The 11995-nt window shown below is 37.7% G+C and carries 12 protein-coding genes; 1 reads left to right on the top strand and 11 read right to left on the bottom strand.

From position 1 onward, the window contains the following. Positions 1–19 precede the first annotated feature (19 nt). The 9 genes from NYR30_RS07430 to NYR30_RS07390 all read right to left on the bottom strand — a co-directional run bounded on the left by NYR30_RS07430 (position 20) and on the right by NYR30_RS07390 (position 8983). Positions 20–1828, bottom strand: a complete 1809-nt coding sequence (locus NYR30_RS07430) for a ShlB/FhaC/HecB family hemolysin secretion/activation protein (RefSeq protein WP_302500367.1) — start codon at positions 1826–1828, stop codon at positions 20–22. A 181-nt stretch (positions 1829–2009) separates the two neighbouring features. Then, positions 2010–2708 carry a TIGR03747 family integrating conjugative element membrane protein gene (locus tag NYR30_RS07425; RefSeq protein ID WP_066113349.1) on the bottom strand — a complete coding sequence of 233 codons (699 nt, stop codon included), beginning with the start codon at positions 2706–2708 and terminating at the stop codon, positions 2010–2012. Continuing rightward, positions 2701–4920, bottom strand: coding sequence for a type IV conjugative transfer system coupling protein TraD (gene traD, locus NYR30_RS07420; protein ID WP_302500366.1), 2220 nt, complete (start codon positions 4918–4920; stop codon positions 2701–2703). Before traD ends, NYR30_RS07425 begins: the two co-directional genes overlap by 8 nt. Then, positions 4913–5743 carry a hypothetical protein gene (locus tag NYR30_RS07415; protein ID WP_065232409.1) on the bottom strand — a complete coding sequence of 277 codons (831 nt, stop codon included), beginning with the start codon at positions 5741–5743 and terminating at the stop codon, positions 4913–4915. The genes traD and NYR30_RS07415 overlap by 8 nt, the downstream gene beginning before the upstream one ends. 15 nt (positions 5744–5758) lie before the next feature. Beyond that, positions 5759–6265 carry an integrating conjugative element protein gene (locus NYR30_RS07410; RefSeq protein WP_302500365.1) on the bottom strand — a complete coding sequence of 169 codons (507 nt, stop codon included), beginning with the start codon at positions 6263–6265 and terminating at the stop codon, positions 5759–5761. Between the two features lie 21 nt (positions 6266–6286). Further along, positions 6287–7021 carry a lysozyme family protein gene (locus NYR30_RS07405; RefSeq protein WP_302500364.1) on the bottom strand — a complete coding sequence of 245 codons (735 nt, stop codon included), beginning with the start codon at positions 7019–7021 and terminating at the stop codon, positions 6287–6289. Continuing rightward, the gene (locus NYR30_RS07400) at positions 7011–7781 is read right to left on the bottom strand and encodes a TIGR03759 family integrating conjugative element protein (protein ID WP_066113356.1); all 771 of its coding nucleotides are present in this window, start codon (positions 7779–7781) and stop codon (positions 7011–7013) included. Before NYR30_RS07400 ends, NYR30_RS07405 begins: the two co-directional genes overlap by 11 nt. A 26-nt stretch (positions 7782–7807) precedes the next feature. Continuing rightward, positions 7808–8407, bottom strand: coding sequence for a PFGI-1 class ICE element type IV pilus protein PilL2 (gene pilL2 / locus NYR30_RS07395; protein WP_066113358.1), 600 nt, complete (start codon positions 8405–8407; stop codon positions 7808–7810). A 147-nt stretch (positions 8408–8554) separates the two neighbouring features. Next, positions 8555–8983, bottom strand: coding sequence for a hypothetical protein (locus NYR30_RS07390; RefSeq protein WP_066113360.1), 429 nt, complete (start codon positions 8981–8983; stop codon positions 8555–8557). A gap of 174 nt (positions 8984–9157) precedes the next feature. Here NYR30_RS07390 and NYR30_RS07385 point away from each other — a divergent pair, with 174 nt between their 5' ends. Beyond that, complete coding sequence (locus NYR30_RS07385) at positions 9158–10045, top strand: hypothetical protein (RefSeq protein WP_302500363.1); 888 nt, start codon at positions 9158–9160, stop codon at positions 10043–10045. 6 nt (positions 10046–10051) lie between these two features. Here NYR30_RS07385 and NYR30_RS07380 read toward each other — a convergent pair whose 3' ends face one another. Together NYR30_RS07380 and NYR30_RS07375 are read right to left on the bottom strand one after the other, a co-directional pair. After that, entirely contained in the window at positions 10052–10288 is a 237-nt protein-coding gene (locus NYR30_RS07380) for a hypothetical protein (RefSeq protein ID WP_065232415.1), read from the bottom strand. Positions 10289–10541: 253 nt separating this feature from the next. After that, on the bottom strand, positions 10542–11972 hold the full coding sequence (locus NYR30_RS07375; RefSeq protein ID WP_302500362.1) for an IS1182 family transposase: 1431 nt from the start codon (positions 11970–11972) through the stop codon (positions 10542–10544). Positions 11973–11995 lie beyond the last annotated feature (23 nt).

Genomic DNA, 11995 nt, shown 5'->3' with positions numbered 1-11995 from the left:
TGACTCCCCAACGCTTTGCTTAGAATGGATAACTTACATTGAAACCTGTGGTGACGTGCGATGTTTTAAAACCCTCAGGTTTGTGTAGTGGTATCCCTACAAAATAGTCATAAGTCAGCCCCCATAAATAACCGCGTAATCCCACCGCACCGCCTAGCATATTTTGACCAAGCAGTTCTTTAGTATAGTTACCACTGACATGACCACCATCTAATGCAAGATAAAGTTCATGTCCTTTATTAGCGATATTCCAGCCTAATTCATTGCGCCATACCCAACCACGTTCGCCTGTCAGGGTGAGTTCACCATCAAACCCTCTAACCGTATAACGTCCGCCAATACTAAACATATCTTGTAAAATTAATGGGGTTTTATTCCATTGTGCTTGCCATGATGTATTGAACTGGAATGGTTGTTGACCAATCATAAACGGCTGTCTAAAGCTAAGAGAGGCCGTCATAATGGTTGGACGAGAGCTTCCTTCACCAAATTGTTCCTCTGGTGCTGGCAGAGAATGATACGCACCGGTGCCTTGTTTATAATTAAAGTTGATGTCTAATGTTGCACTGCCTAAATACTCTCGATGAGATAAGCCAGCCGTCCAACCCGCCATGCGACGGTGTTGAATCTCAATTTCCGCATCATCAATAAAGTTCGCACTTTCTCTGTGCCAAATACCAACATTGAATGTCGTTTTTCGAACGTTATTGCGATATAGCACTCGTGAAAGATTGAGTGTTGTGGTTTCACTTCGTCCGGCATATTCATAATTGGTGAAAGCACCAAAGACTGTTTGATGGTAACGATTTTGCGTGGAAGAGAAACTGAATAACCAATCCTTCCAAGGAATCGCATAATATAAACTGCTGCTACGGCTACCACGACGGCCAGGATCGTCACTGCCTCGAGAAATACTGTGCGTATAAGATCCATAGAAAATGTCATTGAGCGAAAGTAAATTCTCAATCGACACTGTCGCTCCAGCTTGGAGTCGTCCTGTTGTTTTGCTTCCGCTATCATCTAAAGACAGCGATAATCGATAAGGAAAGGCTTGTTTAAAATCGATCTGTAAATCACTCTCACCAGGTAACGCTTGAGCATCTTCTGCCGGCACAATCTGAATATTGGCATCTACATGCGGTGGACGTTTTAAGTTTTCTAAACCTTGCTCAATATCTCGGATATTAAGCAAATCACCTTGCCCTAGAGGTAAGGCAAACCAAACCGTGCCTTTATGTGCTTTTAACACGTCGCTATGATCACGTAAAAGAATATGTCTCACTTTACCTGGAACCACCGTAAGCACTAAACGCCCTTGGCGTAAATCTTGTGGCTGAGCTAATACGCGTGTCGTGACAAAGCCTTTCTCAATAATCGCATTTTGGATACGTTTAATGATTTCACTGATACCTTGCCCACCTAAACAATGCGGTAAAGTAAAATCTTTAGGTGCATACACAGCACGTAATGCCCAATCGAAGTTGGTGCGTAGATCAGCAGAGGTGAGTGTATCAATAGAGGATTTTTCTGGTGAGAATTCAGTTAAATAGATGCGTGTGATAAGAAAGCACGGCGATTCCGAGGGAAACGCTTGAATATCATCGCCCTTTGCGGTGACACGGACTTCACGATGTTCAGCAAATGTACTTTGACGTGCTTGTTCTTGTGCTTGTTGACGTTGTTGTTGTTGAGCATCTAACTTTTGTTGCTCAATATAATTTTGTTGGGTGTGACTAATATTACTGCTTTCTGCTGCAATTGTAATAACAGGATAAGAAATAAGGACAAGGCTAAATAATAAAGGAATTAAAGAAACTTTACGCATCATATATGTAACCTTTGTTATTTATAATTGTTAATAACTCGTTAAGTCTATATATAATTATTATTTGATGTAAAGTCTATTTCTAAATTTTTAGATTGTTTGTGTAATAATTGCCCAAACTTAGAATAAAGTTTTCATTTTATAAATTTCTATCTCATGGTAATGCAGTACAATCTAAATACTGTTACAAGTATTTTTTAAAACTCGCAGAGGCAATTGAGATTGCGGTACCAACAAAAAATGCGGCAGGGATAAGGAGTAAATTAGGATAAATGCTGAAAGGTAATGAAAGATATAACATCCATGAGCCAATCAATAAGGGTAATATCGCTCGTTTGGCGTGATGATACATAAAACTGGATTCATAGCCATAACCAAATCGTCTTAAATCTCGTCGTACTAATCCATCGGTGAACCCTACAATAGCCACTAATACAAATAACGGACTGGTAAAAAATAAAATTAATAAACGAATAATAAAGGTCATCGTAATATAGATAACGGCTTCAATATAACTGCGTATTGCAAGAAAGATGGAGTAATTAAGATTCATTGAAACTTGCGCATCATTTATCCACTTGATCAATCCTGTTTTCACAAACACATAATGATTGACAGTATCCATTGTTTGCTGTGCAAACACAATGGGATCCGAATGTAAGATACTTTGGGTAAAGTGAGCAGAGAAATACTGGACTTCTTGAAGCATCATTTGTTTACTGTGCAAGGCTCCTTGTTCTGTCCAAAACCATGTCATTCCAACCCATTCAATGATAATACTTAAAATCAACGATACAACTAAGACACCAAACGTTCTACCGATTAAAGATAACAACGTACTTAACAAGCCTTGTCTAGGTTCTTTTACCTGTTGTTCAGCCATGAGTTACCTCTTCTTGTTGTTCTATTACTTCAGTATTAATACTATTGGCCACATCCGCTGCTATATCTAATGAATTGATCACACCACTACTAACCACCTGCTCAAACGCCGCAATCGCTTCAGAAGATGGCGTATATTCATACGCGACTCGTGACCATAACGCTTCCCCAGTTTGATAATTCTTTTTCATATATTCACTTAATTGTTCAATAGATGCGGGCATATTTTCATCTTTATCGGAGACAGGTAACGGCATTCGAATTTTCCAAAGCTTGCCGCCCTCAAGCAAAGCAAAAGCTTGTCCTTTGGGTAGGCTAATTACGTTGGCTGGAGTAATCATGGGGACTTTTTCAGAGCTAACACGGTCTTGTGTATTAGACGTGAAATGTTGATCGCTGTAAGGATTGCTACTATCTGTTACGCCAGAAATCGTGGTATTTTTCAATACATCAACTTCATGTAATTGATTCGTTAAAAGTTCAGCAGTAGCTGGTTCACGCACTCGCAACATAATCAAATTATTAAAGTTACCAATGACCTGTCCTGCTTTCGCTTTATTGCCAATTCTGGCTTCAATATCAGATAACGTTTGCGTATAAGCAGTAACTTGAATACCCGCACCGCCTCCTTTATTAATTAATGGGATAAATTCATCCCCCATTAATTCGTTAAATTCATCGCAATGCAGATTAATAGATACTTTTTGTGATTTACCTTGTAATGTATCAGGTAACCCTTGATTGATGCCGTATTTATAAATATGCCCCGCCATTGACACTAAATCTGCAAACATAGAGTTACCTACGGCACTGGCGACAGTGGTATCGGATAATGCATCTAATCCGATATACACAATACCCCGTTTACGGATAATTTCTTGCCAGTCGAAAATTGGGCGTTCATCGTGGATGTCACTGTAATTTGGAGCAAGCAATTCAGCAATTTTCCCCGTTGTGAGCTTTTCTAACAAAGGCAACAAAGATGCCACAATTTTATCAAAATAAGTTTTATCGTAACGCACGGCACTACGTAATCCATCTAATACAGGATCGTAAATTTTGGCTTGTGTGAGATATTGTTCAAGGGCAATCACAATCGGATCCCGACCCATCATATTGCGAGGTGTATTTTTATCATTAATTTTACTTGCGGCAGCAGCAATAGCTTCCCATGTTTTAGGCTGTGTTTTCCCTAAAAACTTAGTCGCATAATCAATAAATAACTCGTCAATATTTTGTACGTATCGAGCAATAGAAGGATAATCAGGACGGCGACCAAGTTCCACTTGCGCACGTGCAATAATATTCACAAATCGCCACGCAAACTCCTTGAATGCAGCACTATTCCCCTCCGAACTTAATTGCCCTGAAATACGTCCAGCCACCTCTGATACACGTCCGAATCGCCCTACTGCATTATATCGAGCAGATATTTCAGGCCAACCTAGATGAAAGACATAAAATTCATTTTCACGTCCAGCCCGTTTTGCTTCTACGTACATTCGCTTGAGCATATCCGCATCGCCTTTCGGGTCGAAAAATACAACCACTTCACGTTCATCAATCGTTTTACCTCGATGAATATCTTGTGTAACTAACATTTCTGCTAATCGAGTTTTTCCGACACGAGTTGTCCCTAATACAATTGTATGTCCGACACGCTCTCCAAGTGGCAATAATACATCTTGCTCATCTAACTCAATGCCGTGAATCATTGGACTACCCCCAACAGGCGGTAAGGGACGGACGGGGTTATACCATTTGTCTGTACGCAGTAGTTTAGCAATTTTAGGCAAATGCTGATCGCTCCATTTTTCGAGTGATCTGGCATATTGGTAGAGTAAACTGGGCTTCACATAGTCAGCGACTTCTGAGCGAGTACAGGTATATAAACGTTGCGTATGCTTTTGTTCCCATGCAAAGCCTTTGCCAAGAAAGAGATAACGTGAACTGATAGGTATCTGTTTACTGGTTAGGGCGTAATAAGGTAATCGTCGGATATTTTGACGAAATTTGAGAATGCGCCATCCTTGTTTAAATCGAAGAAAAGAAAATAACCAGAATGCACCACACATCCCATAGCCAATACTCGGTGTCAAAGCTAGGCTCCAAGGGGCATAAAGACATACCGCGCCAGCACAAAAAGCAACAATAGCAGAGTTTAACTCAACAGCAGGACGTAAGACTGATTCAATGACGTGTTTGTTACCCATGAACATCACCTTTGAACCATTGCAAAAACGTTTTCAATGTTGCTTTGAAGGGAGAATTTGATTTACCTGTTTTTAAATCTACCTGAGACCGTTTCTCAATAACAATCTGTTGTAATTTATTTTGAGCGGCTGATTTATCTAACATATCCTCTTCCAATATCTCCCCATTTTCTTGATATTGTTTCCAATGTAGCATTGGTGAATAATAATCTATTTTCCAACCAGCTGAATCTTGCCTACTTGTATGTGTTGATATAACAGTAAGTTGAACTGGCAATTGATATTGAGCAATTAAAGCCATCAACGTCTGATACAGTTTATAAAAATCCCAATCTATTTGATAATGATTAATCGTAACTCCGTGTAAGTCTGTTTTTCCTAATTGATGAAGGTAAAAACGTGCTATACAACTACGATGATTACCATCTATTCCAACATAAAAATGTAAGCCATCAAAAGTATTAAAATACATTGTCGGTTGTTTAATGTTAGTATTGAGGTAGTAGTCTGGATTTTTCTCTTGTAGAGGCAAATTAATATCCATTCGCTTACCTTTTTTTGTAAGTAATTCTAACCATGAACATTCAGCATAATCAGGATGAGATGTTCCTATAATTCTAAAAACATTAATAGAACCCTGTGCTGTATAGTAATGAGCTAGCTTAAACTTTTCAGCCAAAAATAATTTGTTATCGTCCCAATAACTTAATTTATCTGATGACCAGTGAGGCGGAGATTTAATTACCTCCTCAAAAAGTGGAGTATGATAATTTGCATATATTGGATGACTAAAATCCATATCTACACGCTGGTAATGATCCATATTATCCTCCTCATTCTATTGCTCAATACTTTTCTGCGTAATTAATACTGGATAATGGGTTAATTTTAGGCGTTGTGCTAAATCATCTGCACTGACGGGTAAAAGCGGCACCGATTTAGCTATTGTTCGGAGTTGCTGTAAGCGTTTATAATCCTGAATATTTACAACCAACCCTGTTGCAGAAATTTCTGTTAAATACGCTAAGCGTTGTTTTAACCACGTTTCTGACATTGCATCATCTCCAATTAAAAAAATGGGTTGCATCGTAGGTAAATTCATTTTTCTTGATGATACTTTTCCTACAGTCATCAAATGTGACACAATTGGCAATAAATCTTTTTCATGGAAAGTTGGCGGTAACATTTCTGAATTAACTACAGTATCGCTATTATTAGGGGCAATAACTGGTTGGATGGGTTCATAGAAACGTAAAGCACTTTCGCCACCGACATCTGCAATAACTTCTAATGCACTGGCTGTTATTGAATAACATAAAAGAAAAAATATAGTCAAAAATCTCATTTTAGCCTCTTAAATTTCAAATTAATGTGACTCCGGTTCTACCCAAATAAATGCTGTGGTTACACTTGTTGCTGTATTCACAATGGTTGTTGAAGGTAAGATCCATTGAAAATTGGACGATTCAGATTCAGGTTTCCAGGTTGCAATTGGCGGTGGTGCAGTCCAGTTTTCTGCTTTCACTGTCATTATATTTGTACTAGTATTACCTACAGCAGAACGAGAAATCAATGAAAGGTGTTTTTTTACATTATTGATATAACGTGCAGCGACATAACCACCTTTCGGGTGGTGATAACATCCTGATGCTACTAACCAATTCCCACGTTCTAGATAACAATCTCGCAGAATTTGCGCAGCTGCAACTAAATTAGAGGTTACATTAAACCCATCACAAGCTGATCTAAAATAACGTACGCCATTCCATCCTAAATTGACTTGAGCAATGCCCACATCAATGTTTTTTAATTGATAGCGTGACATAAACTCTCTTAACGCTTCGCACGCTTTAGTATGTGAAGGATAAAAATAACTTTTACCGCTTACATTGATGGCATAGGGATAAGGTTGTTTAATCTGTTTATTTGTGAATTTTTGTCCTGTTTCGTTCAATGCGATAGCATAGAGTAGAGAAGAGGGAACTTGATGATGTTCGGAAATTTGACGAAAAATACCAGGAATAGGTTGGGCTATGACAACGGTTATATTGCAATACATTAATAAGGCAACGAGAATATGAAGAAATGTTTTATAAACCATATACCCTATCCCAAGTACCAGCTTTAAAAATGACAGGGATTTTGCCTTGCCCGTGCTGTAACCACATTCCCTGATCGTGATTTAACGTGATTTGGCGAGAACGGACTTTATTGACATCAATATGCTGTGAAACAGCCCAGTCTCTGATTGCCTTATCATTTTGTGCGGAATCAATAAAATAAATATCAATATCTCTACCTTCATTAATCAATCTCTGCAATTTTTGGTTACATTCATTGCAATTTAGACGAGTAAAAAAGACTAATCGTCCCTCAATGGAAATATTTTTATTTTCTGTATTAGAGGATTGAGAAATAGGGGAGATATTAGGATAAAGCTCCTTAAAAGCCGCATCATAAGCAAGTTGAAATTTAAGTTCTTTCTCGACACGTTCAAATTCTTTTTGAGCAAGCAATCTGGCATATTTTTGTCTTTCCGCATCTGTTTTTGCTTCGATACCTAATGTAGTTAAGGGATCAAGGTTTGGCGACCAAAATTTGCGTTCAGTTTGCTGAATCTGTTGATAACGTTGCCATTCTTCATTCGTTAATCCCCATTGTTTAGCTTGCTCATCAGTCGTTAATGCTTGTAGTGATGAAGAAACGCGTTGTTCTGCTTGTGTAATGGCTTGTGTTGCAGTTTCTTTCGCAGCATTAAACGTTTGAGTCAGCTTATCAGAAATAGCAGAAACAGAAGTTGAACAGACCAGAATAGAAATAATGAGCAACTTTTTTGCAATCAATTTAGCATTATTAATCATATTAACTCCCACTTAACCGAAACGATTTACAGTGCTGTATGAGCAACTTGTTGTAGTTGTTCATCCTCTGTTAATACGGTTGGTTTAGGCATTTCTCTCAGTTGGAAGCATACTGTGCGAGTTTGCTCATTAATGGTAAGTTGATAAGCAGGTCCAGCTAACATTTGTAGCGCATCACGTAACCGCATCGGGCCAAACTTTTGATGGATTTTTGGTAATGGACGAGAATAGAGTGTAGAGAGATGTGGTTGACCAAGTGATGAACAAAGTGCTAATCCAGTATCTTCTAGTGTAAAACGCAATCCCTGTTCAAGAAGAAATTTTTGATTCTTTTTCGGTTGCATTTTTACAATGACGAACTGATCAAGTAGATATTTTTGTGTTATTTGCGTATCAATATTGGTTAATTGATAACGATCGGTTTCAATAACACGAGGTTGCTCTTGCTCATCGACATAAATATCAGGAGAAACAACTTTCACTTCATTGATTAATCTAGGTTTCTCTTGTACAACGGGCGTAGGTACTGAACTGGCTTCTTGTTGTGATGATACATTTTTTGAATGGCTGCATCCTGTTAAAATAATAAGACTAGCGACTAACGTAGTAAGCAAAGTTTTTTTCATTTTTGTACATCTCCAAATGGTTGACGATTAAAGATGGAACAAAAATAGAAAAAACACAGTGAAAAATGAACAAAAAATTGATTATTGAAAATAATCAAAAAAATGACATTTCAATCGCAAGTAAACACATCAAATAATATTTGAAAGTTAATACTGATACCAATAAGTAAAATCAGAGTAACGCATTGCTAACCATAACCAGAATTGAGATGGAAGTGAAGGGATAGCACCTTCAATTTCTAATCTTTTTAATGTATCAAGAAACAATGTAATAGGAAAAGTAAAACAATTTACGGATTTTTTAGGTGAAGGCGAATTTAAAATAAAAAGTTTTTGATGTATCAAAAAAGCAAAATTTTCATCACAATAATCACATCTAAACGTACTATTGTTATAAACAGAAATTTGACTGTGGAACGGTGAATAACCTTTTTGCTCATCGTTTGTCACTGAATTACTCAATTGAGATGGAAAATAAGGGACTAATCCCTGATCTCTTAACCATATAAGTTTATCAAGCATATCTTTTAATGAAAGTGTGAATAGACTATTTTGATAACGAAACATAATTTCCAAAATAAATTTCCTCATAAACTACAAGTCACTTTGCCTCTAATGACTATAAGAAATCAAAAAAAAGAGAAAAGGAGAAATTGATTATTGAAAATAATCAAAAAAAATTGCGTTTTAAGATCAGTACGTTAAGATGTTTTATTAATTCACGTTACTTTTCAAACTAGGGTAAAAATAATGGATAGAATTAAATTTACTGTTAATGAATACCAAAGTTATCCAATTGAAACTGATTTGTTTGAAAGAAAAACAGCAAAAAAAGCACCTTTTTACCGAAAAATGGAACGGCAAAACCACGAAATTAGCCAATTTGCTATCTGTCCAGCATGTAATAACCCTGTACAAATTATTGGGTTATATAGAAAATCAGCACACACTGACAAACCTTTTGCTAAACATTATGAAACTCCTATCGGTTTAGGTATATATAACAAACAAGCTTATAACTATTGTCCTTATAAGGCGGATAGAAAAGCTTTTACAAAAGATAGTCGAAAAGGGGCAATAGATGATATTGCCAAAGAAATTATTGATAAAATGGTTAATCATTTTGATAAGATTATTTATCTGCTACAAAAGAAAATAGGCATTTATATTAGCCTATCTTTAGCAAAAGAGATGCTTAATGATTTTTTTGATGCTGGAGCCTATCTCTATTATGGCGCTTCACTCCAAAATATTCCTTTGTTGTTAGCTTATTTTTCTTTGAATAAAGCCCTAATAGGTCGTTATATTTCTAATAAAGAGCTTATTTCTGCATTAGAAAAAGCCCCTAATTTATATTTTGAAAATAATCAACTTCGAGCAAAATGTTTTTCTAATGTTGGATTTTATTTTACAAATCACAAAACTTATATAAAAGATCATCATCTTACAGAAAGTCTTTTATTGACCGTTTCTCAAAAAGAAATAATATACAGTGAAAAAATCATATTTGATAACCTTCATTTTGAAAATCTATTAACTTACCATCCAAGCACTCTTAGTGAAAAGCAAGAAACAAAGAATAAAGAATTACTCATTGCAGCCAAAGAAGTAGCATTGAAGCACGGTTTTAAATATTAAGATGGATTATTCGGAGTAAAGGTTTGATACTTGCACCCACCACTCACTATCAATTGGCGGAATAGCTCCTTCATCTTCAGCGAATTTTAGACATTCTAGGAGTGTAGAAAGCGGTAAACTAAACGAATGATGATTGTCTTTTAAGGCGAAATAAAGAGGTTCATCGCATTCTATACAGTTTGGGTGTTCAATGTCCTCTATAGATGCTTTATTAGCTAATGTAACTTTATCAAACTTATTCATTTTTTCTCCAAATAATTAATGACTAAGGGTGATAAGACAATAGAAAAAGTGAAGTGAAAAACGAAGAGGAAATTGATTATTAAAAATAACTAAAATTTTTTATGTTATAACTTGATGTGTTTAGTAAGATTTTTACAAGTAAGAAAAAAGCGACCGAAGTCGCTTCAGACCGCTGACAAACCCACCTTTCCAAAATCATTTGGTAAAAGTGGGTTTGTTTTTTTACTTTGTCGCTTTTCTCTTGCTTTTCCTTTCAGATAATTGGGCAAGTGGTCATTTTCGCTGATTTTTTTACCCATGCCTCAAACAAGCAAAATTGGCGCCATAAATAAGACAAAATAGCCCATACCACCAGGGCAATTTTCTTGATATTTTGTGCCATTGCCGCAAGGAAGCATTGCATTTGCACTTTGGATAGCCCTCTATAACGGGCATAGCGATGTCCATGATGTTGTTTTGCATCCGCAAAGCTGCGCTCTACGGTTTCTGCTCGACGTTTATAGAGTTTTCTGCCCTGCCTCGATATTCTCACTGCATTGGCGTTGTCCACAGCATCTTGGTAAATATGCCTGGTGATGAGGCGTTCGGCTTTTTGGTTTTGGGTACACTGTGAACGTAGTGGGCAAGTTTGGCAATAGGTCGGGTTGGATTTGTAAGTGTGATAACCTTCTCGGGTGGTGGTGCTATAGCGGAGCGATTGCCCTGCGGGGCAAGTGTAGCTGTCAGTTTCGACATCATAGCGGAACGCACTTTTTCGTAAGCGGTTCTTGCCTTTGGTGGGACGACGATAGCCAAATACACCAATAATGCCTCGTCGGGCAAGACTCTCGGCAACAGGGGCGGTAAAATAGCCTGCATCAAGCCCGACCGCTTTGGGCTTGAACCGAAAGCGTTCTGTGGTGGCATCAAGACGAGCAATATAGGGTTGGCTGTCATTGACATTCCCTGCCGTCGCAAAGGTATCTACAATAATCCCGTATTTACCATCGACTGTGCGGTGGTCGAGATAGAAGAAGCCTTTGGGCTTGTTATCTCGGTGCATATACCCACTTTCAGGGTCGGTATTGCTCACGTTGGTGTCTTTGACTTCGACGGCTTTCTCACTCGCCTTTAACGGCTTTTTTCCTTTTGCTTCCCTCTCTTTTGCCACATCTTCGTTGAGCATAGCGATATATTGGCTCACTCGAACTGCTCGCTTTTCATTATGCTTTTTGTTTTTATTGGCACTGGCTTTCAAGTGGGTGCTGTCAGTAAACAGATATTTACCTCCCACCAAGCCTTTTTCCATCGCTTGCCAAACAATGTGGGTAAAAATACGCTCAAATACATCCGTACCATTAAAACGGCGAAGACGGTTTTGGCTTAAGGTACTAGCATCTATCACTTTTTCCGTGAGGCTCATCCCCAAAAACCAACGGTAAGCGACGTTGACTTCAATCTCTTTCACCAACTGGCGTTCGCTTTTAATACCGAAAAGATAGCCGAGTAACATTATCTTGAACAAACGAACTGGGTCAACTGCGGGGCGACCGTTGTCATGGCAATAGAGATGCGCCACTTCATCACGAATGAATTCAAAATCGATAGCTTTAGCGACTTTACGGACAAGGTGGTCTTTCGGTACGAGTTGTTCGAGACTTATCATCTCGATTTCATATTGGGGTGAGGCAGTATTTTTGAGCATAGGCATTTCCTTTTTTCGATATG

The sequence above is a fragment of the Gallibacterium salpingitidis genome, from assembly GCF_030517105.1.
GTDB classification, from domain to species: Bacteria; Pseudomonadota; Gammaproteobacteria; order Enterobacterales; family Pasteurellaceae; genus Gallibacterium; species Gallibacterium salpingitidis.
This window is presented reverse-complemented; position numbering and strand designations above follow the sequence as displayed.